The sequence below is a fragment of the Sphaerotilus montanus genome (assembly GCF_013410775.1).
GTDB classification, from domain to species: domain Bacteria; phylum Pseudomonadota; class Gammaproteobacteria; order Burkholderiales; family Burkholderiaceae_C; genus Sphaerotilus; species Sphaerotilus montanus.
On the sequence record NZ_JACCFH010000001.1, the window covers coordinates 390,307 to 416,759 of the forward strand.

Annotated in this window: 23 protein-coding genes and 1 tRNA gene; 13 read left to right on the forward strand and 11 right to left on the reverse strand. The window is 64.2% G+C overall.

What is annotated here, in order from left to right:
• Nucleotides 1–70: 70 nt before the first annotated feature.
• Together BDD16_RS01690 and BDD16_RS01695 are read left to right on the forward strand one after the other, a co-directional pair.
• On the forward strand, nt 71–892 hold the full coding sequence (locus tag BDD16_RS01690) for a symmetrical bis(5'-nucleosyl)-tetraphosphatase (protein ID WP_179632336.1): 822 nt from the start codon (nt 71–73) through the stop codon (nt 890–892).
• A gap of 26 nt (nt 893–918) precedes the next feature.
• Nucleotides 919–1,008: transfer RNA gene (locus tag BDD16_RS01695), tRNA-Ser, on the forward strand.
• 32 nt (nt 1,009–1,040) lie between these two features.
• On the opposite strand, the gene BDD16_RS01700 is transcribed toward BDD16_RS01695, so the two are convergent.
• Nucleotides 1,041–1,810, reverse strand: a protein-coding gene (locus tag BDD16_RS01700) for an IS5 family transposase (protein WP_179632337.1) whose coding sequence is annotated in 2 segments (ribosomal slippage) — nt 1,041–1,495 and nt 1,495–1,810 — 771 coding nt in all. Because the reading frame shifts where the segments join, the coding sequence is not laid out codon by codon here.
• Between the two features lie 496 nt (nt 1,811–2,306).
• On the opposite strand from BDD16_RS01700, the gene BDD16_RS01705 reads away from it, so the two are divergent.
• The 10 genes from BDD16_RS01705 to BDD16_RS01750 all read left to right on the forward strand — a co-directional run bounded on the left by BDD16_RS01705 (nt 2,307) and on the right by BDD16_RS01750 (nt 13,199).
• Nucleotides 2,307–3,305 carry an EpsD family peptidyl-prolyl cis-trans isomerase gene (locus BDD16_RS01705; RefSeq protein WP_179632338.1) on the forward strand — a complete coding sequence of 333 codons (999 nt, stop codon included), beginning with the start codon at nt 2,307–2,309 and terminating at the stop codon, nt 3,303–3,305.
• Between the two features lie 3 nt (nt 3,306–3,308).
• On the forward strand, nt 3,309–4,154 hold the full coding sequence (gene epsE / locus BDD16_RS01710) for a polysaccharide export protein EpsE (RefSeq protein WP_246332441.1): 846 nt from the start codon (nt 3,309–3,311) through the stop codon (nt 4,152–4,154).
• A gap of 136 nt (nt 4,155–4,290) precedes the next feature.
• Entirely contained in the window at nt 4,291–5,715 is a 1,425-nt protein-coding gene (gene epsF, locus BDD16_RS01715) for a chain length determinant protein EpsF (protein WP_179632339.1), read from the forward strand.
• A gap of 41 nt (nt 5,716–5,756) precedes the next feature.
• Entirely contained in the window at nt 5,757–6,680 is a 924-nt protein-coding gene (locus BDD16_RS01720) for a polysaccharide biosynthesis tyrosine autokinase (protein WP_179632340.1), read from the forward strand.
• 74 nt (nt 6,681–6,754) lie between these two features.
• Nucleotides 6,755–7,648 (forward strand): exosortase B, encoded by an 894-nt coding sequence (gene xrtB, locus BDD16_RS01725; RefSeq protein WP_179632341.1) that lies wholly within the window; start codon nt 6,755–6,757, stop codon nt 7,646–7,648.
• Nucleotides 7,649–7,667: 19 nt separating this feature from the next.
• On the forward strand, nt 7,668–8,351 hold the full coding sequence (gene epsI / locus BDD16_RS01730) for an exosortase-associated protein EpsI, B-type (RefSeq protein WP_179632342.1): 684 nt from the start codon (nt 7,668–7,670) through the stop codon (nt 8,349–8,351).
• Nucleotides 8,352–8,359: 8 nt separating this feature from the next.
• Nucleotides 8,360–9,652 carry a lipopolysaccharide biosynthesis protein gene (locus BDD16_RS01735; protein WP_179632343.1) on the forward strand — a complete coding sequence of 431 codons (1,293 nt, stop codon included), beginning with the start codon at nt 8,360–8,362 and terminating at the stop codon, nt 9,650–9,652.
• Nucleotides 9,634–11,013 carry an O-antigen ligase family protein gene (locus BDD16_RS01740; protein ID WP_179632344.1) on the forward strand — a complete coding sequence of 460 codons (1,380 nt, stop codon included), beginning with the start codon at nt 9,634–9,636 and terminating at the stop codon, nt 11,011–11,013. Before BDD16_RS01735 ends, BDD16_RS01740 begins: the two co-directional genes overlap by 19 nt.
• Nucleotides 11,014–11,023: 10 nt before the next feature.
• Complete coding sequence (locus BDD16_RS01745) at nt 11,024–11,989, forward strand: glycosyltransferase family 2 protein (protein ID WP_179632345.1); 966 nt, start codon at nt 11,024–11,026, stop codon at nt 11,987–11,989.
• Nucleotides 11,982–13,199: a glycosyltransferase family 4 protein gene (locus tag BDD16_RS01750; protein ID WP_310732765.1), complete on the forward strand. Its 1,218-nt coding sequence runs from the start codon at nt 11,982–11,984 to the stop codon at nt 13,197–13,199. Before BDD16_RS01745 ends, BDD16_RS01750 begins: the two co-directional genes overlap by 8 nt.
• Here BDD16_RS01750 and BDD16_RS01755 read toward each other — a convergent pair.
• The 4 genes from BDD16_RS01755 to BDD16_RS01770 all read right to left on the reverse strand — a co-directional run bounded on the left by BDD16_RS01755 (nt 13,186) and on the right by BDD16_RS01770 (nt 17,188).
• Nucleotides 13,186–14,268 carry an NAD-dependent epimerase/dehydratase family protein gene (locus BDD16_RS01755; RefSeq protein ID WP_179632346.1) on the reverse strand — a complete coding sequence of 361 codons (1,083 nt, stop codon included), beginning with the start codon at nt 14,266–14,268 and terminating at the stop codon, nt 13,186–13,188. The genes BDD16_RS01750 and BDD16_RS01755 overlap by 14 nt on opposite strands.
• A 134-nt stretch (nt 14,269–14,402) precedes the next feature.
• Nucleotides 14,403–15,611 (reverse strand): DegT/DnrJ/EryC1/StrS family aminotransferase, encoded by a 1,209-nt coding sequence (locus tag BDD16_RS01760; protein WP_179632347.1) that lies wholly within the window; start codon nt 15,609–15,611, stop codon nt 14,403–14,405.
• Entirely contained in the window at nt 15,559–16,368 is an 810-nt protein-coding gene (locus BDD16_RS01765) for a WecB/TagA/CpsF family glycosyltransferase (RefSeq protein ID WP_179632348.1), read from the reverse strand. The genes BDD16_RS01760 and BDD16_RS01765 overlap by 53 nt, the downstream gene beginning before the upstream one ends.
• A 13-nt stretch (nt 16,369–16,381) precedes the next feature.
• Nucleotides 16,382–17,188, reverse strand: coding sequence for a WecB/TagA/CpsF family glycosyltransferase (locus BDD16_RS01770; protein WP_179632349.1), 807 nt, complete (start codon nt 17,186–17,188; stop codon nt 16,382–16,384).
• Nucleotides 17,189–17,426: 238 nt separating this feature from the next.
• On the opposite strand from BDD16_RS01770, the gene BDD16_RS01775 reads away from it, so the two are divergent.
• Nucleotides 17,427–19,112: a S8 family peptidase gene (locus BDD16_RS01775; protein ID WP_179632350.1), complete on the forward strand. Its 1,686-nt coding sequence runs from the start codon at nt 17,427–17,429 to the stop codon at nt 19,110–19,112.
• On the opposite strand, the gene BDD16_RS01780 is transcribed toward BDD16_RS01775, so the two are convergent.
• The 6 genes from BDD16_RS01780 to BDD16_RS01805 are packed head-to-tail and all read right to left on the reverse strand — an operon-like array spanning nt 19,099 to nt 26,390.
• Nucleotides 19,099–19,413, reverse strand: coding sequence for a formate dehydrogenase subunit delta (locus BDD16_RS01780; RefSeq protein ID WP_179632351.1), 315 nt, complete (start codon nt 19,411–19,413; stop codon nt 19,099–19,101). The two genes, BDD16_RS01775 and BDD16_RS01780, sit on opposite strands and share 14 nt — an antisense overlap.
• The gene (fdhF, locus tag BDD16_RS01785; RefSeq protein ID WP_179632352.1) at nt 19,410–22,349 is read right to left on the reverse strand and encodes a formate dehydrogenase subunit alpha; all 2,940 of its coding nucleotides are present in this window, start codon (nt 22,347–22,349) and stop codon (nt 19,410–19,412) included. The genes BDD16_RS01780 and fdhF overlap by 4 nt, the downstream gene beginning before the upstream one ends.
• A 16-nt stretch (nt 22,350–22,365) precedes the next feature.
• A complete protein-coding gene (locus tag BDD16_RS01790) occupies nt 22,366–23,937 on the reverse strand; it encodes an NADH-ubiquinone oxidoreductase-F iron-sulfur binding region domain-containing protein (protein WP_179632353.1) in 1,572 nt (523 codons plus the stop codon).
• The gene (locus BDD16_RS01795; RefSeq protein ID WP_179632354.1) at nt 23,934–24,446 is read right to left on the reverse strand and encodes an NAD(P)H-dependent oxidoreductase subunit E; all 513 of its coding nucleotides are present in this window, start codon (nt 24,444–24,446) and stop codon (nt 23,934–23,936) included. Before BDD16_RS01795 ends, BDD16_RS01790 begins: the two co-directional genes overlap by 4 nt.
• A gap of 36 nt (nt 24,447–24,482) precedes the next feature.
• Nucleotides 24,483–25,454: a LysR family transcriptional regulator gene (locus BDD16_RS01800; protein WP_179632355.1), complete on the reverse strand. Its 972-nt coding sequence runs from the start codon at nt 25,452–25,454 to the stop codon at nt 24,483–24,485.
• Nucleotides 25,455–25,472: 18 nt separating this feature from the next.
• Nucleotides 25,473–26,390 carry an RNA-guided endonuclease InsQ/TnpB family protein gene (locus BDD16_RS01805; protein ID WP_375139059.1) on the reverse strand — a complete coding sequence of 306 codons (918 nt, stop codon included), beginning with the start codon at nt 26,388–26,390 and terminating at the stop codon, nt 25,473–25,475.
• Nucleotides 26,391–26,453 lie beyond the last annotated feature (63 nt).

Consider the following 26,453-nt stretch of genomic DNA (forward strand, 5'->3'; position numbering starts at 1 on the left):
GTCCATAGAGGGCACGAAACAGTGTTCGCGCCGGCAGTTGAGGCGCGAAGAGCGTAGCAGAATCCGCGCCATGAACTACCTGATCGGCGATCTGCAAGGCTGCTGTGACGCTTTTGAGCGACTGTTGGCCACCCTCGATTTCTCGCCCTCGCGCGACCGGATCTACCTGCTGGGCGATCTCGTCAACCGGGGGCCCTGTTCGCTGCGCGTGCTGGAGCGGCTGGCCGGATTCGGCGACGCGGCCACCTGTCTGCTGGGCAACCACGACCTGCACCTGCTGGCCGTGGCCCACGGCGTGCGGCGCGTGCACCGCAGCGACACGCTCGACGAGATCCTCGCCAGTCCGCGGCGCGAGCACTGGCTGCACTGGCTGCGCCACCAGCGCCTGGCCGTGCAGGAACACGGCTGGCTGATGGTGCACGCCGGCGTGGTGCCGCAGTGGAGTGCCGCCCAGACCCTGGCGCTGGCGGCCGAGGTGGAGGCGATGCTGCAGAGCGCCGATCTGCCCGCGTTCCTGCAGGTGATGTACGGCAACGAGCCCGCGCGCTGGAACGACACGCTGCAAGGGGCGGACCGCTGGCGCTTCGTCGTCAACGTGCTGACGCGGATCCGCTTCTGCGACGCCGAGGGCACGCTGGATTTCAAGCTCAAGGAAAGCGCCGATGCCGCCCCGCCCCACCTGATGCCCTGGTTCGACGTGCCTGGCCGGCGCACCGCCGGCACGCCGATCGCCTTCGGCCACTGGTCCACGCTGGGCGTGCTGGACCGGCCCGATCTGCTGGCACTCGACACCGGCTGTGTCTGGGGAGGACGGCTCACGGCCGCGCGTGTCGATGGCGGACGGCGGGAGCAGATCAGCGTCGCGTGCCCGCAGGCGCAGGCGCCGCACTGAAGTTCTGCCACAATGGCGCCCCTGCAGGAAGCGTGGCCGAGCGGTTTAAGGCACTAGTCTTGAAAACTAGCGATGGGGTGACCCATCCGTGGGTTCGAATCCCACCGCTTCCGCCAGCATGCCAATGGAATCAAGCACTTAGGGCCTGTTAACGCAACCAAAGCGCCTCGGCCACGAGTGCCATGGTGATGAAGGCGGCAAACATGACATCGAGCTTGTCGTAGCGGGTGAACACACGACGCCAAGCCTTGAGCCGGCGAAACAGCCGCTCGACCTCGTTACGACGCCGATAACGCTGCTTGTCCAGCGCCCACGGCTGCTTGCGCTGCGGATTGGGTGGCACCACCGGAACGAAGCCGAGTTGCTCGGCAAGTTCGCGCGTGGCATCCCCCTCATAGGCGCTGTCCGTCAGCAGCAGCACCTCACCGGCCTCCTGCGGTCCACCCATCGCCTCGATCAGCCGGCGCCCCTCGGGTCCGTCGACTGCCTGCCCCGGCGTCAGACCCCACGTCACAACGTCGCAGGCACTCGCGGCAACCAGATGAAGCTTGGTGGTCCACCCACCCTGGCTCTTGCCGATCGACTGGGGTCCGGCTTTTTTTGCGCACCCATCCCATCCGGATGCACCTTCATGATGGTCGAGTCCAAGCTCACCGCCTCGATGCGTACCTGCATCAGGCGCTGTTTCTGCAAGTGCGTGAACACCGTGTCCAGCACACCCGCCTTAGCCCAGCGGTTCATGCGGGTGTAGACGCTGTGCCATGGGCCGTAGTGGCTGGGCAGCGCCCGCCATTTGCAGCCGTTGGCCGCCACGTACAGGATGGCGTTGACCACGGCCAGGTTGTCCAGTCGAACGTTGCCCCGCTGGCGAGGCAGTAGCGGGGCGATCTGGTCGAATTGCTCGCGAGTCAGTTGCATCACTTCAGTTTCAGGCCAGATCGCGTTCGCTGTCAACTTGTGTGAACACGACCTAGCGTTAACAGGCCCGCAGCCTGCGCCACTTCAGTTGATTCTGTCTACACTCACTCAGACGCAACGATTTTCATAATTTTCATTTGTGGATCTAGCGAGACTGCTCCAGCGAATACGTTCGATCCGAAATCGAATACCAGAACGCACCCGTCGCCACGCCAGTCAAATCATCGGTCTGCGGCAAAATATGCGGAACTTTTGCGCCCTTCGGCAATTAACAGTCGCTGGCTCACGGTCTGAAACTCAGTCGTGAAAGCCTGCCGTGCAGACTTAACGTGACCACCGGGAATGAACGCGGCCCCTGCGTTCCGGGGAAGCAAACCACCAGCCTCAACCGCTAAACTGCGGCCGGTTTTACCCGTTTATCACCCTTTTCAGCGCGAGTGCCGGCCAGTAAGCAAATCGGATCCGGCCATCCGCTCGCCTCCGGAGTATGCAAGTCATGACCTTGTCCCTGTTCTGTTCCACCGCCCGTTTGCGCACCTCGCTCGTCCTGGGTGTGATCGCCTCCGCGTCCCTGCTCGCTGCCTGCGGAGGCGGGAGCGGCGACAGCGACAAGAAGGGATCCACCCAGGTCGCCGCCAAGGTGAACTCCGGCGAGATCTCCGTCCACCAGGTCAACTTCGTTCTGCAACGCCAGCAGGGACTCAAGCCCGAGCAGGCACAGGCCGTGAGTCGTCGCGTGCTGGACGGTCTCGTCGATCAGGAACTCGCGGTTCAGCAGGCCATCGAGCAAAAGCTCGACCGGGACCCGCGCATCGTCTCCACCATCGACGCCGCACGCCGCGACATCCTGGCGCGGGCCTACGCCGATCGCGTTGCCGACGCCGCAGTCGCGCCGACGGCCGAAGACATCAAGGCCTACTACGACAGCAAGCCCGCGCTGTTCTCCAAGCGCCGCATCTACGGCCTGCAGGAATTCAACATCGAGGCCAACGCCGACCAGAAGGCCGCGCTGAAGACCAAGATTCCTTCGCTGCGCAGCGCAGAAGAACTCGCCGGCGCGCTCAAGGCCGCCAACATCCGCTTCGTGGCCCGCAGCGTCTCCCAGGCGCCTGAGAACATTCCCATGGGTTTCCTGGATGAACTGGCCAAGACCAGCGAGGGCCAGTGGGTCACCGTGGTCACCCCCGCCGGCATGAACGTCGCCCTGGTCGCGTCTGCCAAGCCCGCGCCGGTCACCGAAGAAGCAGCCAAGAAAGCGATCGAGCAGTTCCTCCTGAGCGAGCGCAAACGCAAGCTGGTCGCCGACGGCATCAAGCAGCTGCGCGGATCTGCCAAGATCGAATATGTCGGCCAGTTTGCTGCCGCAGCCTCGGCTGCTGGCGACACCGCAGGCACGACCGCCGAAGCACCGGCTGTTGCACCAACACCGCCGGCCGGTGCCTCCGATGCGCTGGACGCCACCGCTCTCCAAAAAGGTCTTTCAGGTCTGAAGTAACCCATGATGCTCACGACACACACCACCTCGTTCCCGTCCGCACGCCTGTTCCAGCGTGTGCTGTTCGCTTTTCTGACTCTGCTGGCACCCGTGCTGGCCTGGGCTCAGGTGTCCGACGCCCAGCGGGATTACGTGCTTGGCGCGGGCGACGTGATCCGCGTGAGCGTCTATCAAAATGCCGACCTGACCCTGGAAACCCGTGTGGCGGAAAGCGGCAGCATCAGCTTTCCGCTGCTGGGCCAGATTCGTCTGGGCGGTCTGACGGTCCCGAAAGCCGAGAAGGTCATCGCCGATGGCCTGCGCAACGGCAACTTCGTCCGCCAGCCACAGGTCAGCATCCTCGTGACGCAGGTGCGGGGCAATCAGGCCTCGGTGCTGGGCATGGTCAACCGTCCCGGCCGCTTCCCGATCGAGCAGACCGGCATGCGCCTGAGCGAACTGCTGGCCACGGCGGGCGGCATCGCCCAGGGCGGCAGCGATCTGGTGACCCTGATCGGCATCCGCGACGGCCGTCCGCTGCGCGTCGTGATCGACCTTCCGAACCTGTTCACGGCGTCAGCCAAGACCAACGATCCGGTGATCAGCAACGGTGACACGGTCTATGTCGACCGCATGCCGATGGTCTACATCTATGGCGAAGTCCAGCGCCCGGGTGCCATGCGTCTCGAACGCGAGATGACGGTGATCCAGGCCCTCGCCACCGGCGGTGGCCTGACCCAGCGCGGCACGGAAAAGGGACTGCGGGTGCATCGCCGCAATGCCGACGGCAAGGTCGAGATCCTGCAGCCCGGCATGAACGATCCGATGAAGGACGGCGACGTGATCTACGTGCGCGAGAGCCTGTTCTGACCCAGACGGAGCCTTGGCGAGGGAGTGGCCGTGCCTGCACATGGCCGCCCTTGCCAGCCCAGCCCTCAGGCCGACACCGCAGCAAGACCAAGCGTCTGCCTTGAACGCGCCAACTACACACCGGGTGTGATCCATCATGACCATTGCGCAACTCTTGTCGATTCTGAAAGCGCGCTGGATTTCGGCGATCGTGGTCGCCCTGCTGACGATCGGTGCGACCGTCGCAGCAAGCCTGCTGATGCCCAAGAGTTACACCGCCACCGCATCGGTGGTGCTGGACATCCGCTCGCCGGATCCGATCGTCGGCATGCCGATGAACGGCATGGCCTCGCCGTCCTACATGGCCACCCAGGTCGATATCCTGACCAGCGAACGGGTCGCCCAGCGCGTGGTGCAAAAACTGCGCCTCACGGAAAACCAGGAGATGCGCAAGCGCTGGACTGAAGACACCGGCGGAAAAGGCAACTTCGAAGCCTGGATTGCCGACATCTTCCAGAAGAAACTCGATGTCAAGCCGTCCAGGGAAAGCAACGTCATCCACGTCAGCTACACCAACCCGGACCCCCGCTTTGCCAGCGCACTGGCCAACACCTTTGTCCAGGCCTATATCGAAACCAGCATCGGACTGCGGGCATCGCCAGCCAAGCAATACAACGAATTCTTCGATGCCCGCGGCAAGGAACTGCGCGAGGCCGTGGAAGTCGCCCAGGAGAAGCTCACGACGTTCCAGAAAGCCAACGGCTTGACCGGCGCAGACGAGCGTTTCGACATCGAAACCCAGCGCCTCAACGAACTGAACACGCAACTGGTCACGTTGCAGGCCATTGCTGCGGACTCGTCGAGTCGCTCGGCACAGGTCCGGACCTCCGGCGACCAGATGCAGGAAGTGCTCACCAACAGCCTCGTCTCTTCCCTGCGCGCAGACCTGACGCGCCAGGAAGCCAAGCTGACCGAAATGAATGCCAAGTTCGGAGATGCACATCCGCAGGTTCAGGAGCTGCGCGCCAACATCGGAGAGTTGCGTCAGCGCCTCGAGGCCGAAACGCGCCGTGTCACCGGTGGCGTCGGCGTGACCGGATCGATCAACCGCCAGCGAGAGGCAGAAACACGCGCCGCGCTGGACGCCCAGCGCAGCAAGGTTCTTCGGCTCAAGGCGTTGCGCGACGAAGCCGTCACCATGCAGCGCGCCGTGGAAACGGCTCAACGGGCCTATGACCAGGTCACCCAGCGCTTCAACCAGACCAGTCTGGAGAGCCAGCTCAACCAGTCCAATATTTCGGTCCTGTCCCCCGCGAATGAACCAACCGATCACTCTTCCCCCAAGATCATCCTCAACATCCTGGTCAGTGTATTTGTCGGCACGCTGCTGGGTGTGAGTTTTGCGATTCTCCGGGAACTGACGGATCGACGTGTTCGCACACTGGATGACCTGACCTCCGGGCTGGATGTCGCCGTGCTGGGCACCATCCCGAAACCACTGCGCACCGGACTGTCCGGACGCCATTCCCCGATGGTTCTGCCCACCAATATCCTGAGGCGACTGCCGAAGCCGGGAACCTGAGCACCCGCCCCCTGTTCGACCGCGCTGACCGAGATACCAACATGACCATTGCCGCCCAGACGACGCCGAAAGGTATTCATCACGACCGGAGCAGTTCGTTGAATACAGACGATGTGCACAGCACGATTGACCAGGACCGCAGCATTGGTGACATCATCCGGGAAACCAAGAGCCTCACGCAGGAGCAGGTCAACCAGATCCTGGAGTATCAGCGGGCCAACAACCTCCGCTTCGGAGAATCGGCGGTCAAGCTCGGACTGGTCTCGGACTCGGACATCGTCTTCGCACTCAGCCAGCAATTCAATTACCCGTACGCCCCGGAAAACCGGCGCGGCAACCACCGTGAACTGGTCGTCGCCGCCCAGCCGTTCGGGAAGCAGGCCGAGGCGTTCCGAGCCATCCGCAGCCAGTTGATGATGCGCATCTTCAGTCCGCAGGAACCCAAGCGGGCTCTGGCGGTGACGAGCCCGGAAAGTGGTGACGGAAAAACCTTTCTGGTGGCCAATCTGGGTGTCGTGCTGGCTCAACTCGGCGGCCGCACCCTGATCGTGGATGCCAACCTGCGCAACCCACGCCTGCACGAACTGTTCGACCTGCCCAATACTTCGGGATTGACGGGCATTCTGAGCGGACGACAGGAAGAAAACGTCATCTACCAAGCTCCGGATATTCCCAGCCTGTTCGTGATGCCCGTCGGCATCATTCCTCCCAACCCGCTGGAACTGCTGGAACGCCCGGCCTTCCGCCTTCTGATGAGCGAATTACTGCGCAAGTTCGACCATGTGGTGGTGGACACCCCTGCCAGCGAGCACGGCAGCGATGCGCTGGTCATCGCGGCGCGCAGTGGTGCGGCCATGACGCTGGCCAGAAAAAACAAGACCAAAGTGAAACATTTGCATGATCTCGTCGGGCAACTGAGCGAGACCACTGCAAAACTCACCGGAGTCATCGTCAACGAGTTCTAGACTTCAGGGCGCGGTCTGCTGTACAGCATAGCCCGCACAGATAGCCACCGCACGCATGGAACAAGCCCACCGACATGGAATTGACCTACACGAACAAGTCCGATGAAACCGGGCATCCCAAAACGACCTGGAGCGCACTGGCCCCTTGGTTGATTGCAATCGCCGGATTGTTGTCCATGTATGGCCCCACCTTCTGGGATCTGTTCCATGGACTGTGGGCGGGAGAACAGCAGGGCCATGGCCCCATCATCCTGGGAATTTCCATGTGGTTGCTGTGGAAAAAATGGGATGAACTGAATGCACTGCCGACTCAGCCGAATGGTCTGGCAGGAGGCATTTTTCTGATATTTGGCCTGATGCTCTATCTGGCTGGCAGGTCACAGAACATCCTTCTGTTCGAGGTAGGCTCCATCGTCGTCGTCATAGCCAGCATGCTGCTGCTGCTCAGCGGAACAGCCGCATTGAAACTGGCGTGGTTTCCCCTGTTTTTCATGGCATTCATGGTGCCATTGCCCGGCCTGTTCGTCGATGCCCTGACGCAACCCATGAAGACAGCCGTCTCTTATGTGGCGGAGCTCATTCTCTACCACCTGGGATACCCCATCAGTCGCAGTGGCGTGATCTTGCAGATCGGTCAATACCAACTGCTGGTTGCCGATGCGTGTGCAGGTCTGCATACCTTGTTCACGCTGGAGGCGCTGGGATTACTCTATCTCAACATCATCAGATATCAATCCGCACTCAGGAACATTCTACTGGCCTGCTTCATCGTCCCGATCAGTTTCACTGCGAACGTGATCCGCGTGATCGTACTCACGCTGATCACCTATCATTTTGGGGATGAAGCTGGTCAAGGATTCCTGCACGGATTCGCCGGCATGGTGCTGTTCCTGGCCGCATTGACATTGATCATTGCATCGGACGGGCTGCTCCGCATGCTGGTACCCAACAAGACAACGGCGCAATGACCTGAGTCGAGGCTACCCCATGAACAAACGCACTGTCACCGCCCTCGTATCTGCACTGCTGATGTGCATCACCGCCGCATCGGCCAACTACGCCAAACCAACCCACTATTTTTCCGAAACCCGTGGCAGCAGGACGTTGACGAAGATCGTGCCCACCCAGTTTGGCAACTGGCGACAACAAGAAACTGCAGGCGGCATCGTCAATCCACAGCAGAAGGAACTGCTGGACGAACTCTATTCCGAGCAGGTCAGCCGAACCTATGTGTCCACCGACGGCTACCGGATCATGCTGTCCATTGCCTACGGGAGGAACCAGAATGATTCGTTCCAAGTGCATCTGCCTGAAATCTGTTATCCGGCACAGGGGTTTCAGGTCATCAGCAATGATCCGACAGCCATTGACACGAAGTTCGGCAGCATCACTGCGAAGCAGCTGAAAACAACCTACCAGACGCAGCGCATTGAGCCGGTCACCTACTGGACGACCATCGGAAATCACGTGGTCAAGTCGGGCACGGACAAGAAACTCAAGGAGATGCGGTACGCCATGGATGGCCAGATCGCGGACGGCCTCCTGTTCCGGATCTCCAGCATCGATCCGGACCTGTCACGCGCCTTTGGCATGCAAAAGCAGTTTGTCTCGGACATGATGGACTCTCTTTCCGCAGACGACCGACTTCGACTGGCCGGCCTCTCCCGGTAATTGCCAGCATGGGACTCAATTGGCGCAAAGCGGCCAAGGTTGGCGTTTCCATATTTGACCAGGCTTGGCTGAGCGGCATCAGCCTGTTGATTTCCCTCATCTTTGTCCGAGAACTGGAAAAGGACGAGTTCGGTCTCTACATTCTCCTGTTCAATTCCTCGCTGTTCTTTCAAGGGATTGGCGGGGCACTGCTGTCAGCCCCATACACAACCCTCTATCCACGCAAGCAGGGGCCGACTCGACGGGCCGTGGCGGACATCTACACACGGTCGACGCTCGTCTTTGCGCTTGGAGTGGCTCTGCTCGCATTCGGCGGATATCTGGTCTATGCCGCAGCAACCGGAGATGCCCTGCTGACGCTCGCAGCAGGAGCAGGGTTGGGCATCTGCATTCTTGGCTCTGTATCCAAGGACAATACCAGAGTATTCCACTATTCGCAAAACAACCCAACGGCAGCACTCCGGGACAATATCACCTACGGTTGCCTGCTGATGGGGAGCATTTTCGCGATGATCAAGACACAGATGGTTTCTGCGGCAGCGGTGCTCATGGCCATCGGATTGTCCAGTGCGGCAGTGAGCATGCCCCATCTCTTCAGGCCGCACGCAAGGCTGCCACCGGACGAGCCAAACCATGTGGCTGCGCCTGCATCATCAACGCGGCAGTTGCTTGGCGAGTTCTGGTCCTGCGGGCGCTGGGCGGTGCTGGGCTCGTTCGTCACGTTCCTGACCAGCAACACCTACCCTTATCTGGCAGCCGTCAGTTTCAGCAAATCCGACGTGGCCGATATTTCGGTAGCCCGGATACTTTCCATGCCAATTGCCTTGCTCGGTGCCGCCTGGTTCAATCTGATGCGCTCAAGGCTTTCCCAATGGGCGGCCGAAGAACGATACGAAAAAATAGAGAGCACCATCCGGATGTCGGTCGCAGTCGCTTTGGCACTGACCGTGCTGGAGGGTGGCGTGCTCTATTTCTTCGGTGATCTGATCCGAGTGGTGTTCGGTGAGAAATATGCCAACCTCCAGACGCTGACGTTGTTGTGGACAGCACAGACAGGTCTGGCCTTCATCAGGGGCATCTATGCGGCGACGCTCATGAGCAATGACGTGGGGTACAGGGACCTCAGCCAGATCGGGATCATCACCCTGGCTGCGACGGTCATCGTGATGCTCGTCGCGAGCACGACGCCCTATGCCGCATCCATCGTGCTGGCACTGACTTTTCTGGAGTTGCTCCAGATTGCACTGATCTTGCGCAGGCGACACCACATGCAGGTACGACGATGCCCAGCCTTCAATTAGTTTTCCAGATTGTCGCTGGCCTGGGGCCTTATTTTCTCATTGCCATACTGCTTGCCGCACTCGTTGGCATCTTTCTTCCATGGGGAGTTGAAAACCCAAGAAAATGGCTTTTTCTTTACATCATCGGCTTGGCCTTGCTGCCATTTGGCGGGAATGATCCATCTGGCGGCGGGAGTCTTTACAAGCAAATCACATGGGGATTGCTGTACGTCCTATGCACGGTAATGATCGCCAGATCGCGCAAAGACAGCGAATCTCGCGACACAAAATTCCCCATTGAGCTCCTGATACTCTACGCATTCCTGCTGGCAACCATCATCTGGTCCGAATACAAGGTCAGCTCATTCAAGAGATATCTACTACTCGTGGGACTGCTCCTGATCGCCACGATATCCTCCAGAATTTCACTGCACAGCAGATCATTCGCAAGCATCATTGATAAACCACTGGCGTTCTTCATGTTTTGCGGGGTTGCAGTTGCTGCAATATCGCCAAGAATCGCGTTCGACTCCGACGGAGCCCTCCAGGCATTCACCTCTCACAAGAACACATGGGGCCAGTTCATGTGCCTGTGCTCGATCGTTTTTTTCAACAACGTACTGGCTCGCAACAACAGAACGTTGAACATTCCTCTTCTGGCAGCGTCACTGATCGTTCTCTATCTGTCAAAAAGCGCGACCAGCATGCTGGCCTTCTCCTTCTCATCATGCTGCCTGCTGTTGATACATGGATTATCCAGCAAGAACATGGCAGGGAAACTGGCTGTGTTGATTGTTGTACTGACCAGCTCAGTGGCCACCCTTGTCTATTCGATTGCACACGGAAATCTTCCGTTTGATGCCTTGACAGAAATGGTCTTCAAGGTCACGGACAAGTCGACGACACTCACTGGCCGGACATTCCTGTGGCAGCTCATGGCCGCGGAGATCAAGTATCATCCCTGGCTGGGCACAGGCTTCGGTGGTTTCTGGGTCGGCCTGGAAGGTGCTGCGGGCGTGCTGGTCAGACGACTCGACTGGGGCCCGCCAACGCAAGCGCACAGTGGCTACATAGATGTCGTCAATGAGGTTGGATTTGCAGGCTTGGCGATGCTGTGCATTGTATTGCTGTCACATTTCTACAGAATATTCGCCCTCTACAATGCAGAAAATCGACAGCACTTCTCATTACATTTCTCGATATTCACCAGCTTCCTGATCATCAATTACGCAGAGTCTTCCTTCATCCAAGGAACGAACATATGGTGGATAATAGTCACCTGCTCGATCGTCGAAGTATACAATCGAACTCAAGAGCCACAATCAAACAAAACAAATCCCATCAAGGGAAAAAAAGCATCAAAATCACTGGAATACATATAGCAGATCAAGCATGACAGCATGCCGAGAACATATCCACGACAAGATCAGCACCGGCCGAATGGAAACAGGCAAGCCTCTGATTTCAATCTGCATCTGCACATTTCGCCGACCGGAGGGCATACGCCGTGCCCTGACAAGCCTGATCGACACGGATACGCCACCAGGCTGGCAGATTGAGTTCATTGTCGTGGACAATGACAAAGACCAGTCCGCCTTGAACATCATCAACCGGGTCCGACTCGATCGACCGGACGCCACCGTGCGCTATTTTGCCGAACAGAATCCAGGCGTCAGCCATGCACGCAATCGGTGCATTGCAGAGGCCAACGGCGAAATACTGACATTCATTGACGATGACGAGTATGTCGGCCAACACTGGCTGGTCAATCTCATTTCGACGCTGGAACGGCAGCAGGCAGACGCGGTGTTCGGCCCGGTCGTCCCCAGCTTTGCGGTACCTCCGCCAGCCTGGGTGAACGCGACGGGCACACACCAGCGTGCCCGCTCTTCAACGGGGAGTCCCGTCGCATGGAGAAATGCGCAGACGAACAACGTCGCGTTCCGTCGCTCCTTGCTCAATTCCGGCCACCGGTTTTCCGTTGAGTTTGCAAAAACGGGGGGGGAAGATTCTCTGTTCTTCGCCGCCGCCGCCGCCTCAGGCCACCATCTGGTCTGGTGCGATGAAGCCGTGGTCACTGAAACGGTTCCCCTGGAACGGATGACAAGACGCTGGGTACTGGAGCGAGCCTTTCACGGAGGCCGTACGTTCGTGAGACTGCAAGCCAAATTGGTAAGTCCCCTGGCATACGGCTACTATGCAGCGTATGGATTGCTTTATTCATTGGCGGTCCTGCCACCATTGCTGCTGACCGTGGCCATCGGGCATGCCCGATATATGCAGTACGCCCGCATCCTGGCAGGCAATCTGGGAAAGATTGCAGCCAGATTCTATGGCGGCGGCAACTATGGTGGATAAGGGACGGCCCCTGCGCATCCTGATCGTCCACAACCGCTACCAGATCCGTGGCGGGGAGGAATCGGTCGTGGATGCCGAAGTGGCGCTGCTGCGCGACCACGGGCACGAGGTCTGTCTCTACGAGCGGGACAACCATGAGGTCGCCGGCCAATCCCGGTTGGGCCTGCTCCGGGACACGCTCTGGTCTTCTTCGAGCCATGCAGACGTCACGCGGCTGATCAGGGAGTTCGGGGCGGATGTCGTGCATGTCCACAACACGCTGCCGCTGGTGTCCCCGTCCGTGTACTGGGCAGTGGATGCGGCGCCAAGCGGGGTTGCGCTGGTGCAGACGCTCCACAACTACCGCTGGTTCTGCCCCAAGGCCACCCTGCTGCGGGACGGCAAGATCTGCGAAGACTGTGTCGGCAAGTTCGCCTGGCGGGCGGTGGTGCACCGCTGCTACCGGGAGTCGGCCGTGCAGAGTGCCGTCATGGCCACCACCTTCGGCCTCCACACGGCGCTGGGCTCGCTGCACCGGAAGGCAGATCGCATCATCGCGCTGAGCGAATTTGCACGCGACAAGTACGTGCTGAACGGCTTTCCGGCTGAGCGCATGGCCATCAAGCCCAACTTCGTTCCTGACGCCGGTGATCCGCTGGCAGCGGCTTCGGCCGACCGGACCGGATTTCTGTACGTGGGCCGCCTGTCCGAGGAAAAAGGGCCCCATGTGCTGGTCGAGGCGGCCGCCAGGGTGCCGGAGTTGCGCTTCGATCTCGCGGGTGGCGGACCACTAGGACCCCAGTTGCCGCGTCGGGACAACATCATCTACAGCGGCACGGTGCCGGCCGCCTCGGTGCGCGACAAGATGCGGCACGCCAGCATGCTGGTTCTGCCGAGCCTGTGCTACGAAGGTCTGCCCATGACGCTGGTCGAAGCGTTCTGCAATGGCCTGCCCGTTCTGGCCAGCCGTCTGGGGCCGCTGGCCACGCTGGTCGAGGACGGTGTCAACGGCCTGCTCTTCAACCCGGGGGATGCAGGCGATCTCGCCGACAAGCTGCGCTGGGCGGCAGCACACCCGGCGGCCATTCGACAAATGGGAGTCGCCGCGCGCCAGGCTTATCTGGCGCACTACACCCCCGAGTCCAACTACCGGCAACTGCTGGCGATCTACGAGGACGCAATCGTCCATCGACGGGCATCGACCTCCTCGGCGAGACTCACTGGTACGTGAGACTGCCGCCTGCGCGCGCCATCCGGGTGGGCAGGCGATCGAACACCGCCGTGTGTTCGATTGCAGCCTTGGCCTCGCGTCCTTGCGCAAGCACCTCGTGGATCCACCGCATCGCGCGGGCCTCTGGCGGCTCCGCGGACAGCCCGGGATCCAGCGCATCGATCAGGCCATGGAGACCTTCGCCCAACCCGACCTGCGGACGGTAGCCCAGCAGATCCTGGGCCTTGCGGTAGCTGGGCCGGTGGTGGTGCAGGTCCGGCGCACCGCCCTGCAGGTTGATGTGGATCTGTCCGCCCAGCGCCGTCCGGATGGCATCTGCCACCTGCGCTGCGCTCACGTTGTGATGGCTGATGTTGAAGATCTGCCGGCTGACCATGCTGGCGGGCGCGGCCAGCACTGCCATGAGGCCGTGAACGGCATCCGACAGATGCACGTGTCCGCGGCACTGCAGGCCCTGGTTGTCCAGGGTGATCTGCCGCAGCCGAAGCGCACTCAGGACCATCGCATGGACCATGAGATCCAGTCGCATGCGCGAACCGCGCCCATGGACCTGCCCCAGGCGCACGACCGATGGCGAAAATCCGGTCGTCGCCATGGGAAGAATGGCGGCCTCCGCCATCAGACAGTGTTGTGCCTGGTGCGTGAGTGGCCGGACCGGCGAGGACTCGGTCGATTCCTGCAGGCTGGAGAAGCCGTAGACACTGCAGCAACTGACAAGCAGGTAGCGGGGGATGCCGCAACTGCGCGCCAGTTGCGCCAGGCGGACCTGCGCGCGGTGGTTCACCGCATCCGCACCGGCCGGATCCGACGCGGCCGCCAGTTCGCTGGACCACCCGGCCAGATCGACCACCGCCTGCATGCCGGTCAGGTGGCCGCGGTGCAGCGCGCGGGTGTCCATGCGGCGGATCTGCAGCCGCGCATGGTGGAGCAGATCCGCCAACCCCTGCTCCCCGAAGATCATGCTGTCCACCGCGGTGACCGCGTGCCCCCGCTCCAGCAGCGCACGAACCAGCGCAGACCCGATGTAGCCAGCGGCGCCGGTGACCAGAATGTGCTGAGGGCGGTCCATCATGTGAGAGCAGGAAAGTGGGAAGCGAGGCGGTACGTCAGTGCACCGCTGCAGGACTGTGCCGCGTCCGCCACTGCATGCGGACCACCTGAACACGGGTTGTTTCCAAAAACCCGCACAAGGTGAGAACTAAGTCAACTGACTGAAGACTTGCGCGACAAGGTGTTGCGGATCACGTCGATGACGTGGTGCACATCGCTGTCCTGGAGCCCCTGGTGGACCGGCAGGCACAGCCCTTCCCCATACAGCGTGTCGCAGATCGGCAGGTCCACCGGGTCGATCAGCCCTGCGAGACAGGGCTGACGGTGCAGCGGATAGAACATCGAACGGGTCTGGACACCGGCCAACTCCAGCGCATCCCGAAGTTCAGGCATGCGTGGGCACAGGATCGGAAACCGGAACGGAATGAATTCCGAATTCGGATCCACCTTCATGAACCGCAGTTGCGCCAGTCCGGTCAGACCCTCCTGGAACAGGTTGTAGCGGCGCAGGCGGTCGATCTTCACCTGCGGCAGGCGGGCCATCTGCGCCTGCCCGACAGCGCACTGCATGTCGGTGACCCGGAAATTCATGCCCAGCGACTCGTGGATGAACGAACCACTGGACTCGCGCCCCTGGTTGCGCAGCAGGCTGATGCGCCGGGCCAGGCGCTGCTCCCTGGACAGCACGGCGGCACCCTCGCCCATCGTGATCGTCTTGTCGGCGAAAAACGAGATCACGCCGACATCGCCGAATGTGCCTGCGTGCTGACCACGGTAGCGCACGCCACAGGCCTGCGCCGCATCCTCGATGACGGCCAGACCGTGGCGCTTGCCCACCTGCGCGATCTCCGCGGCATACGCGGCCTGGCCATAGATATGCACCGGCATCAGCGCGGAGGTCCGGGGCGTGATGGCCCGCTCGAACGCCTCGGGGCGGGCGGTGAAGGTGTGGGGATCCACGTCGACGAGCACCGGCTTGAGCCCGGCAAAGACCGCCGCGCTGGCCGACGCCATGAAGGTGAACCCGGGAATGATGATTTCGCTGCCCCGCGGCAGATCCAGCGCCAGCAGGGCCAGGAACAGACCGAGCGTGCCGTTGGGCGCCAGGGCGACGTGGTTGGCACCGGTGAGCTGGCTCATGCTCTGCCGGAAGGCTGCCGCCGCCGGGCCCTCGGTCAACCAGTTCCGTTCGATGCAGCCGTTGAGTGCTTCGAGCTCGGAACGTCCCAGCCAAGGCTCTACCTGCTGAATACGATGGAACTGCATGCTTTTAACCCCTTTTTTGCCGACGTTCAATGTCAGCAAGAGCTTAATCGCCCGACGCCCTGTTCCGGCCGGGGTGTACCGCCACGTGCCGTGCAAACTGCCCTATCGCACCCACCACGAACAGGGTGTTGTTGACCAGGTAGCGCTGCCAGAGTCGACCGGGCTCTTGCGACAGGCGAAAGAGCCACTCCAGGCCATGCTCGCGCATCCAGACCGGCGCACGTGCCACGGTGCCCGCGTGGAAATCGATCCCTGCGCCGATGCCCAGCATGACCGCCTGGACACGGCCCCGGTGCTCGAACATCCAGCGGTCTTCTTTCGGGCAGCCCAGGCCGGTCATGACCAGATGGGCCCCGGAGGCATTGATGCGCGCGACATCTGCAGCGTCCTCCGCGTCGTCCAGCGGGCGAAATGGCGGCGAATGCAGGCCCACGATCTTCAGGCGGGGATAGGCCTTGCGCAGCGCGGTTTCCAGCGCAGCGAGCGTGCGGTCGGTCGTGCCGTAGACATAGACCCCCAGGCCACGTGCTTCGGCGGACACCAGCAGCCGCTCCATCAGATCCGGTCCGTTGATGCGCTGCTGCCGGGAGTGGCCAAGACGGCGGAGCATCCAGGCCACGGGCCAGCCGTCCGGCGTCACCATGTCCGCACCAGCAATGTGCCGACCGTGCACCGGATCCCGGCTGGCCCGCACGACCGAGTGGGCATCGCAGATCGACACGTAACGCGACTCGCGCCGCTCGGCCCAGTCGCAGATGCGTGCCACCGCGGTCGACCAGTCCAGCACATCGACCGGCACGCCCAGCACAGGGTGCTGCGTCCGGTCAGACCGGGTGAAATCCAGTTGGTGCATGGCGCTTGCCTCCTCAGCGGCTCAGCAACTGCTTGACGACCTGCAGCATGAACCGGGTGTTGGTGACCAGATAGCGGCGGCCGAGACGGCGCGGCTCGGACCAGAACCGGTGCAGCCACTCCAGGCCATGCCGCTGCATCCACACCGGCGCGCGCTGCAGGGTCCCGGCGTGGTAGTCGAACGCTGCACCCACCCCCACCATCACGGCGTTGATGCGGCCACGGTGTGCGGCCATCCAGCGTTCCTGCTTCGGACAGCCCAGGCTGACCCAGACCGTGCCCGCACCGGAAGCATTGATGCGCTGCACGATCTCGGCGTCTTCCTCGGGCGTCAGGGCGCGGAACGGCGGCGAATAGCAACCCGCGATCTGGAGGGTCGGAAACGCCTTGTGCAGGCGTTTCTGCAGCGTCTCCAGCGTCTCCGGCGTGTTGCCGTACAGGAAGACGCGCTCGTCTCGCCGGGCGGCCTGGGCGCAATACCGGAACATCAGATCGGGACCATTGATGCGCATCTGGTCGCGGTACCCGAGCCGCCGCATCATCCAGGCCACCGGAGCCCCATCCGGCGTGGCCATGTCCGCCTGCTGGATGACGTCGTGGAAGTCCGGATCCTGCTGTGCGGTGATCACCGAATGGACGTTGCAGATGCAGACATAGCGGCTCTCCCGGCGATCCACCCAGCCGGTGATCACGGCGCAGGTCTCGTCCCAGGAGATGGCATCGATGGGCGCTCCGATCACGCTGACCAGCGTGCGTCCACCGGCCGAAGGCAGCAGATCTGCTGGCGGAGGTATGTGGGAGACGTCGGTCCGATGGAGCATGGTCGAGGAAAAGTGAGGGCTTGAATGGTAAGCGGGGCCGTCGGTCTAAACGACGGCTCCCTGCGCAGCCTGGCCTGCGGCGCACGATATGTACGCGCACGAATTCACACATGCCGGCCGCGGCATATCGAAATGAAAAGCAGAGGATTCACTTTCTTTTGCAGCGATCGACAACACGAAGGATCCACCGGTCCCACCACCCGGAGGCACCCGGCACACTCCAACGGATGGTCTGAAGATGAAAAAACCGCGCAAGCTCCATCAGCGGGTGGTGACCACCACCCTCGCGGCCCTGCTGATGGCCTGCGGCGGCGGGGAGGATGGCGACGAACCGGACACGACCAGTGCCGCCACAGTCGAACTCGGCCCCCTCGACGAGCCGGAACGTCTGGCCAGGGCCACCCTGGATCCGGCGAGTGCCCAGGACAGCGCGCACTTCATCGTCACGCTCAATGCCGCAGTCGTTGCGGAAAACAGCCGTCTGAACGCCCGCACGCTCGGTGCAAGGTCGCCACAGCCCCAGGCGGAGCGCGCCGTGCAATCGGTCACCGCCCGGCTGGTGGGCACCGCCACCGGTGCGCGGGCCCACCGGATCTATGCCCACGCGCTGCAGGGCTTCGCCGCCACGGTGCCGCCATCCGAGGCCATCGCCTTCGTGCAGCGCCTGCGCAGCGATCCGGCGGTGACCCGCATCGAACACGACCGCGCCGCCCGCATCGGCGCAGTGCCGACCGGCACGGTGGTCATCCGCTCGCTCGACAGCCGGATCTGGGGGCTGGACCGCATCGATCAGCCGAAACTGCCGCTGAACAACACATTCCGGAGCAATCTGGACGGCAGCGGCGTGCACCTCTACATCGTCGACACGGGCATCAGCGTCCATGACGAATTCGGCAGCCGACTCGCGGGCAATGGCTTCACCGCCCTGCAGGACGGACGAGGAACGACCGACTGCAACGGCCACGGCACCCATGTCGCGGGCACGGCCGCTGGCGCGATGTCGGGCGTCGCCCCTGGCGCCACGCTCGTGCCGGTCAGGGTGATGAACTGCTTCGGCAGCGGCAGCGTGAGCGACATCCTCCACGGGCTCGACTGGATCATGGCCAACGGCCAGCGCCCGGGTGTCGTCAATCTCAGCCTCGGCAGCAGCCCCAGCAGCGCGCTGGACGAAGCGGTCACCCGCCTCACGGGCGCCGGCTTCACCGTCTCGGTGTCCGCCGGCAACAGCAATGCCGATGCCTGCACCCAGTCGCCGGCCCGTGCACCGGCGGTGCTGACCGTGGCCTCCAGCGCCGCCAGTGATGCGCGCTCCGGCTTCTCGAACTTCGGACGCTGCGTGGACATGTTCGCCCCGGGCACCGCGATCAGTTCTGCCTCGGCCACCGATCCGCATGGCTGGAGAGTCCTGAGCGGCACATCGATGGCGACGCCGCACGCGACCGGTGCCGCCGCCTTGCTGCTGCAGGAGCGACCCAAGCTGACGCCGGCCCAGGTCGCCACCCAGATGCTCTACCAGGCCACCCCCTCGCGCATCACGGACGCCAGGGGCTCGCCCAACAAGCTGCTGTTCACCGGACCGGGCAAACAGCGGTACTTTCCAACGCCGTGGGATGTCCACATCGCCCAGCTGACGCCCGTCGGCAAGACGCTGACCCGCACCAGCTGGCAGGCCAGCATGACCGTCACCGTGCACAACGAGGACGCGCTCCCGCAGAAGGATGTGAAGGTCACGGCACAGTTCTCCAACAGGTCCAACCTGGTGACATGCACCACCACGGCGACCGGCGCCTGCGTCCTGAAAAGCGTGAACCTGCCCTTGACGACCACGAACGTGACCCTGGCCGTGACCCAGCTCGGCGGCACCGCCATGACCTACAGGGCGGCCGACAACCTGCGCTCCAGCGCGCTCGTCATCCGTCCTTGAGGCGGGGTTCGGCCCCCTCGGGCGCGAGCAGGGCCCGCCGGGACGTGCACGCCTCTCGCACCAGATCGCCGAGCCCGGCGCCACCGTGCGGACCGTCCAGGTAGGCATACAGCTGCCGCCGCATCCTCGGCTCCCAGAACTTGCGGATGTGGCCAGCCACGCCGTCGATGGCCTCGGCGTGCTCCGGATACGCCGCGAAGAAATCGCCAATCCGGTTGGCCAGCCGCACGAGCGTCTGGTCGGGGTCGTGCACGTGCCCGGTGTGCCCGGGGTGCCCGGTGTGTTCGTCCTGCCCGCTCATCGTGCAGCCTCCGGTTGATCCGTGCGGGCCTGGGCCAGCAGGCCTTCCTGGGTGTGGCTGAACCGGGCGTGGTCACGCTGCCATGCGCTCGGCTGCGTGACCTTGCTGACCTGCACCGCCGTCACCTTGTACTCGGGGCAGTTGGTCGCCCAGTCGCTCGAATCCGTGGTGATGACGTTGGCGCCAGACTCCGGGAAGTGGAACGTCGTGTAGACCACCCCCGGCTGCACCCGCTCGGTGACGTCCGCCCGCAGCACGGTCTCCCCGGCCCGGCTGGCGATCCCGACCCAGTCGCCGTCCTTCACACCACGCTCCTCGGCATCGTGCGGGTGGATTTCGAGCCGGTCCTCTTCATGCCAGCGGCTGTTCTCGGTGCGCCGCGTCTGCGCGCCGACGTTGTACTGGCTCAGCACGCGCCCGGTGGTCAGGATCAGCGGGAAGCGGCGCGTGACCTTCTCGTCCGTCGCCACGTACTGCGTCGGCAGGAAACGGCCCTTGCCGCGCACGAACCGGTCGACGTGCATGATCGCCGTGCCCGCTTCGTCGGTCGTCTCGTTGCACGGCCACTGCACGCTGCCGAGTCGCTCGATCTTCTCGAAGCTCACGCCCGCGAAGCTCGGCGTCAGCGCCGCGATCTCGGCCATGATTTCTGACGGATGGGTGTAGTGCATCGGGTAGCCCAGCGCGTTGGCAAAGGCCTGCGTCACCTCCCAGTCCGCCTTGCCGGCCAGCGGCGGCATCACCTGGCGCACACGGCTGATGCGGCGCTCGGCGTTGGTGAAGGTGCCATCCTTCTCCAGGAAGGACGAACCCGGCAGGAAGACGTGGGCGTACTTGGCCGTCTCGTTGAGGAAGATGTCCTGCACCACCACGCACTCCATCGCCGACAGCGCTGCGGCCACGTGCTGCGTGTCCGGGTCGGACTGGGCCGGGTCTTCGCCCTGCACGTAGAGCGCCTTGAACGAGCCGTCGAGCGCCGCGTCCAGCATGTTCGGGATGCGCAGCCCCGGCTCCGGGTTCAGCGTCACGCCCCAGGCGGCGTCGAACTGGGCGCGCACGGTCGTGTCGCTGATGTGGCGGTAGCCGGGCAGCTCGTGCGGGAAGCTGCCCATGTCGCAGGAGCCCTGCACGTTGTTCTGGCCGCGCAGCGGGTTCACGCCGACGCCCTCGCGGCCGACCATGCCGCAGGCCATCGCGAGGTTGGCGATGCCGATGACCATCGTCGAGCCCTGCGCGTGCTCGGTGACGCCCAGGCCGTAGTAGATCGCGCTGTTGCCCTTGCGGGCGTAGAGCCGCGCCGCGGCGCGCAGGGCGTCGGCTGGCACGCCGCAGACCTCGGCCATCGCCTCGGGGGCGTTCTCGGGCTTCGACACGAAGTCGCGCCACTGCTGGAAGCTCTTCGGGTCGCAGCGTTCGGCGACATAGGGCTCGTCGACCAGCCCTTCGGTGACGACGACATGCGCGAGCGCCGTGATGACCGCGACGTTGGTGCCGGGCCGGAGCTGCAGGTGCAAGTCGGCATGGATGTGTGGCGCGTCCACCAGATCGATGCGGCGCGGATCGACCACGATCAGCCGTGCACCCTGCCGCAGGCGCTTCTTCAGGCGCGAGGCGAACACCGGATGGCCTTCGCTCGGATTCGCGCCGATGACCATCACCACGTCGGTGTGCTCGACCGACTTGAAGGTCTGCGTGCCCGCCGAGGTGCCGAAGGTCTGGCCAAGTCCGTAGCCGGTCGGGCTGTGGCAGACGCGGGCGCAGGTGTCGACGTTGTTGGTGCCGAACGCAGCGCGGATCAGCTTCTGCACGAGGTAGGTTTCCTCGTTGGTGCAGCGGCTCGACGTGATGCCGCCGACCGAATCGCGGCCGTAAGTGCCCTGGATGCGGCGGAACTCGCCCGCGGCGTGCGCCAGCGCCTCGTCCCAGCTCACCTCGCGCCACGGGTCGGTGATCTTGTCGCGGATCATCGGCTTGGTTAGGCGGTCCTTGTGCGTCGCGTAGCCCCAGGCGAAGCGGCCCTTGATGCAGCTGTGCCCTTCGTTGGCCTTGCCGTCTTTCCACGGCACCATGCGCACGACCTGCGAGCCCTTCATCTCGGCCTTGAAGCTGCAGCCGACGCCGCAGTAGGCGCAAGTCGTGACGACGCTGTGCTCAGGCTGGCCGAGTTCGATCACCGTCTTCTCGGTCAGCGTCGCGGTCGGACAGGCTTGGACACAGGCGCCGCAGGACACGCACTCGCTCTGCATGAACGGCTCGTCCATCCCCGGCGACACGCGCGACTCGAAACCGCGGCCCGAGATCGTCAGCGCGAACGTTCCTTGCACCTCCTCGCAGGCGCGCACGCAGCGGTTGCAGACGATGCACTTGCTCGGGTCGTAGGTGAAGTACGGGTTCGATTCGTCCTTGGCGTGGGCGAGGTGCAGGTGGTGGCGCCCGGTGATGCCCGCCACCGCCGTTTCGCCGACGCCGTAGCGCACATTGCGCAGACCGACGACACCCGCCATGTCCTGCAGCTCGCAGTCACCATTGGCCGCGCAGGTCAGGCAGTCGAGCGGGTGGTCGCTGACGTACAGCTCCATCACGCCCTTGCGCAATTGCTGCAGCTTCGGGCTCTGGGTGCGGACGTTCATGCCGGCTTCGGCGGGCGTGGTGCAGGACGCCGGGGTGCCGCGGCGGCCGTCGATCTCGACCAGGCACAGCCGGCACGAACCGAACGGCTCCAGCGAGTCGGTCGCGCAGAGCTTGGGCACCTGGATGCCCGCGTCCACGGCGGCGCGCATCAGCGACGTGCCCTTCGGCACCGTGACCTCGAAGCCGTCGATGGTCAGCGTGACCGGTTCGGCGTCAGCACCCAGGCGGCTCACGGGGGTGCCGTGGTCGATTTCCTGGACCTTGATCGCCCTGACGGCCGTGATCGGGATGACGGGGTGGTTCATCAATGTCTCCTTCGCCTCACAGACCGAAGTCCGCGGGGTAGTGGTTCAGCGCCGACAGCACCGGGAACGGCGTCATGCCGCCCATCGCGCACAGGCTGCCGCCGACCATCGTCTCGCACAGATCGCGCAGCAAGGTGACCTGCTGGTCGCGGACCACAGGCTGGTGGCGGTTCAAGGTGATGCGGTCGATCACCTCGACGCCGCGCGTGGAGCCGATGCGGCACGGCGTGCACTTGCCACACGACTCCAGCGCGCAGAACTCCATCGCGTAGCGCGCCAGCCCGGCCATGTCCGCGGTGTCGTCATGCACCACCAGTCCGCCGTGGCCGACCACCGCACCGATGGCGGCATAGGCTTCGTAGTCGAGCGGCACGTCCCACTGCGATTCGGGGACGTAGGTGCCGAGCGGCCCGCCGACCTGCACCGCCTTGACCGGCCGGCCCGACGCGGTACCGCCACCGAAGCCGTAGAGCAGCTCGCGCAGCGTCAGCCCGAAGGCCTTCTCGACCAGCCCGCCGCGGCGGATGTTGCCGGCGAGCTGGAAGGGCAGCGTGCCGTGCGAGCGGCCGACGCCGTAGTTCCGGTAGAAGGCCCCGCCCTGCGCCAGGATGGTCGGCACGGCGGCGAAGGTCAGCACGTTGTTGATGACGGTCGGCTGGCCGAACAGGCCTTCGAGCGCCGGCAGCGGCGGCTTGGCGCGCACGATGCCGCGCTTGCCTTCCAGGCTCTCCAGCATCGCGGTCTCCTCACCGCAGACGTAGGAGCCGGCGCCCATGCGCACGTGCAGGTGGAAGGCCCGGCCCGAGCGGCACACGTCGTCGCCGATCCAGCCCGCGGCCGTCGCGCGCGCCACCGCCTCGGTCAGCGTGGCGACCGCGTGCGGGTACTCGGAGCGGATGTAGACATAACCCTCGGTGGCTCCGACCGCCAGCGCGGCGATCGCCATGCCTTCGATGAGCAGGTACGGATCACCTTCCATCAGCATCCGGTCGGCGAAGGTGCCGGAGTCGCCCTCGTCGGCGTTGCAGACCACGTACTTCGTCGCGCCCGGTGTCGCCACGGCGTGCGCCACCGTCTTCCACTTGATGCCGGCCGGAAACGCCGCCCCACCCCGCCCGCGCAGCCCGCTGTGCGTGACCTCGTGCAGGATCGCGGCGCTGTCCATGCCCACCGCGGCCTGCAGACCGGCCCAGCCGCCATGCGCCGCGTAGTCGTCCAGGGACAGTGGATCGGTGATGCCGACGCGGCGGAAGGTCAGCCGCTCCTGCAGCGCGAGGTAGGGGATCTGGTCGGTGACGCCCTGGCGCAGCGGATGCGCGGACGGCGTGCCATCGGCCTCGGCGACCAGCGCCGGCCACAGCGCCGGCACGTCGTCGGGCGCCACCGGACCGTAGGCGACACGGCCCTGCGGCGTCGCGACCTCGACCAGCGTTTCCAGCCAGAGCAGGCCACGCGAGCCGTTGCGGACCAGCTGCAGCGCCGCGCCATGCGCCAGCGCCGCGGCGTGCAGCGCATCGGCCACCGCGTCGGCACCGACGGCGAGTGCCGCGCTGTCGCGGGGCACGTAGAGGGTCAGCATCGCGCTCATGCGCCTTCTCCTTGGGCAGACGGGTCAGAGACCAGCAGCGCATCGAGCTTCGCGGGCGTCATCCGTGCGTGCAGCCGATCGCCGACCATCACCGCCGGCGACTGCGCGCACAGCCCGAGGCAGTACGCGGCTTCGAGCGTGTCGCAGCCGTGCGCGTCGATCGCCGACTGCGCGTGCGCCATCAACGCCTCGGCACCCATGGACCGACAGGCCTCGGCACGGCAGATCTGCACGACCCGGCCGCGTGGCGGCGTGGTGCGGAAGTGGTGGTAGTAGGTGACGACACCGTGGACCTCGGCGCGCGACAGGTGCAGCGCCCGGGCAATGACCGGCAGCGCCGCTGGCGGGATGTGGCCGAGCGCGTCCTGCACGCCGTGCAGCACCGGCAGCAGCGCACCAGGCAGCGCGCCACGTTCGGCGAGCACGGCCGACAGCGCCTGCTGCTGGCGCGGGGTCAGGGGGACATCGGCGGTCGCGGCAGCGGGTGCGGCAGAGGCAGGAGCGTTCATGGCGGCACTATCGGCCTGCACGCTGCCCCTGTCCAATCACATCGCCGAACCGTCCGATACAGCGGCCGAATGACGCACCGCAGCATCCGCCGTGCCGACCACGCCGCGCCACCACGCCGCATCCGCTGCCAGCGCCGTGGCCGCCTGCTGCGCCAGCGACAGCCGCCCGCCCTGCGGCAGCAGCAGGCCCATGGTGACGGTGAGGTCCGGCTCGACCAGCGGCACCAGTTCCAGCGCCGGGTACTGCCGCGCCAGCGCAGCCAGCACGCCCGGCATCACGCTGCAGACCTGGCCCTCCAGCACCGTCAGCATCAGCGTCAGCACCGAGTTGGTCTCGATCACCGGCTGCACCACCGCGCCCGCCTGGGCGAAGGCCTCGTCGACGATGTGGCGGTTGTGCATCTCGCGGGTGAGCATGCACAGGTCGAGCCGCGCTGCGTCGGCCCAGCGCATCGGGGCCGGCTCGGCGGGCACCGCGCTGGCATCGCGGCGGCGCAGCAGCACATAGCGCTCGCGGTAGGTGGACAGCACCTGCGCCTTGAGTGCCCGCGCCCGCGCCCGGTCCACATAACCCAGCGCCAGATCGAAGGAGAGCTGCTCCAGCCCGGTCTCGATCTCGGCCGAGCTGAGCGAGCGCACCGACGGGCGGATGTCCGGGTGCCGCTCGCGCAGACGTGCGGCCAGCCGGGCCGCCACCGGCACCGCCGTGGGCACGCACGCGATCACCAGCGGGCCGCCCGGCCGGTCGACCGAGGCACACAGGTCCTGCCGCAGCGCCTCGCGCTCGTGGAGCATGCGGTGGGCGCTGGCCAGCACGCGCTCGCCCTCCGGCGTCAGGCCCTCGTACTGGCGGCTGCGGCGCACGATGGTCACGCCGAATTCCTGCTCCAGCGCGCGCACCGCGTTGGACAGCGCGGGCTGGGTGATGTGGCAGGCCTCGGCCGCGCGGCCGAAATGGCGGTGCTGGGCCAGCGCAGCCAGGTAACGCATGGCGTCGAGCAAGTTCATGTTGACATCCTCCCCACCCTAAAGGACGGGGATTCCTCCTGCGCGACGCGCATGCCCGCGCGCAGCGATGTTCCTGGCGGCGTTCACGTCGCGGTGGTGTTCCGCGCCGCACTCGCAGCAAGTCCATCGCCTCATTCGCAGACCTGTCCTGCCTTTCGGACTGCTGGCGGGGATGACCCCGCAGCCCGAACAGGTCTGGGTTGTGTAGGCTTCATTCACCTCTTCGAACACGATGCCGGCCTGATGGCTCTTGTATTCCAGCATCGTCTTCAGCATTGACCATCCGGCGTCCAGCGTCGACTTCGCCATGGTGGTCTTCACCATCGCACCGGCCTGCACGTTGCCCACGAAGATCGCCGCGTTGCGCGCGACCAGCCCCGTCGAGAACTTGTGCATCGCATCCTTGCGCGTGTTGGCAATCTTCGCGTGGATCGCGCGGACCCGGTTCTTCTTCCCGGCGCGCTGGGCGATCCCCAGCGCGCCTTCATGCTTGCGGTACAGGCCGGACGCCAGCTCTTCGCCGTCCGAGCATGTAGCCGCGGTCTTCAGGCCGAGGTCGATGCCCACCGATCCGACGCCTTCCGATTTCGGCACGCCCACCTTGACGCACACATTCAGGTACCACCGGCCGCGCGCGTCCTGCGAGAACGAGCCGGCGCGCAGATCGAAACGGCTCAGACCATAGCTGTCCCACAGGCCGAACTTGTACCCGAGAAAAGCGATCTGCCCGGCCTTGTACTTCGCGCCGCCCGCCTTGAACGGTACCCAGCCCAGCGAATGCTTCGCCGACTTCGGGTTCGACACCCGCCAGTTCAGCCTCGACTTCTTGAACTGCTTGCGCCGGGTGGCGTATTCCTCGCACACCAGTTGCACCGTCGCGCTGCCCACCTGCACGCCAGCGTGCTTGTCCTTGATGCGCAGCTTGAGAGTCTTCACGGCTTCCATCCGACAACTGTATTTCCATACATGTCGGTTGACAAGCTGGAACGGCTTGAACGC

What these genes read in the sequence shown, in the direction of transcription:
- BDD16_RS01735 (WP_179632343.1), top strand. Translation starts at nt 8,360, where the DNA reads ATGGGACTCAATTGGCGCAAAGCGGCCAAGGTTGGCGTTTCCATATTT.
- BDD16_RS01690 (WP_179632336.1), top strand. Translation starts at nt 71, where the DNA reads ATGAACTACCTGATCGGCGATCTGCAAGGCTGCTGTGACGCTTTTGAG.
- BDD16_RS01705 (WP_179632338.1), top strand. Translation starts at nt 2,307, where the DNA reads ATGACCTTGTCCCTGTTCTGTTCCACCGCCCGTTTGCGCACCTCGCTC.
- BDD16_RS01740 (WP_179632344.1), top strand. Translation starts at nt 9,634, where the DNA reads ATGCCCAGCCTTCAATTAGTTTTCCAGATTGTCGCTGGCCTGGGGCCT.
- BDD16_RS01770 (WP_179632349.1), bottom strand. Translation starts at nt 17,188, where the DNA reads ATGCTCCATCGGACCGACGTCTCCCACATACCTCCGCCAGCAGATCTG.
- BDD16_RS01800 (WP_179632355.1), bottom strand. Translation starts at nt 25,454, where the DNA reads ATGAACTTGCTCGACGCCATGCGTTACCTGGCTGCGCTGGCCCAGCAC.
- BDD16_RS01780 (WP_179632351.1), bottom strand. Translation starts at nt 19,413, where the DNA reads ATGAGCGGGCAGGACGAACACACCGGGCACCCCGGGCACACCGGGCAC.
- BDD16_RS01775 (WP_179632350.1), top strand. Translation starts at nt 17,427, where the DNA reads ATGAAAAAACCGCGCAAGCTCCATCAGCGGGTGGTGACCACCACCCTC.
- BDD16_RS01765 (WP_179632348.1), bottom strand. Translation starts at nt 16,368, where the DNA reads ATGCACCAACTGGATTTCACCCGGTCTGACCGGACGCAGCACCCTGTG.
- epsF (WP_179632339.1), top strand. Translation starts at nt 4,291, where the DNA reads ATGACCATTGCGCAACTCTTGTCGATTCTGAAAGCGCGCTGGATTTCG.
- epsE (WP_246332441.1), top strand. Translation starts at nt 3,309, where the DNA reads ATGATGCTCACGACACACACCACCTCGTTCCCGTCCGCACGCCTGTTC.
- xrtB (WP_179632341.1), top strand. Translation starts at nt 6,755, where the DNA reads ATGGAATTGACCTACACGAACAAGTCCGATGAAACCGGGCATCCCAAA.
- BDD16_RS01745 (WP_179632345.1), top strand. Translation starts at nt 11,024, where the DNA reads ATGACAGCATGCCGAGAACATATCCACGACAAGATCAGCACCGGCCGA.
- BDD16_RS01790 (WP_179632353.1), bottom strand. Translation starts at nt 23,937, where the DNA reads ATGAGCGCGATGCTGACCCTCTACGTGCCCCGCGACAGCGCGGCACTC.
- fdhF (WP_179632352.1), bottom strand. Translation starts at nt 22,349, where the DNA reads ATGAACCACCCCGTCATCCCGATCACGGCCGTCAGGGCGATCAAGGTC.
- BDD16_RS01720 (WP_179632340.1), top strand. Translation starts at nt 5,757, where the DNA reads ATGACCATTGCCGCCCAGACGACGCCGAAAGGTATTCATCACGACCGG.
- BDD16_RS01795 (WP_179632354.1), bottom strand. Translation starts at nt 24,446, where the DNA reads ATGAACGCTCCTGCCTCTGCCGCACCCGCTGCCGCGACCGCCGATGTC.
- BDD16_RS01755 (WP_179632346.1), bottom strand. Translation starts at nt 14,268, where the DNA reads ATGGACCGCCCTCAGCACATTCTGGTCACCGGCGCCGCTGGCTACATC.
- epsI (WP_179632342.1), top strand. Translation starts at nt 7,668, where the DNA reads ATGAACAAACGCACTGTCACCGCCCTCGTATCTGCACTGCTGATGTGC.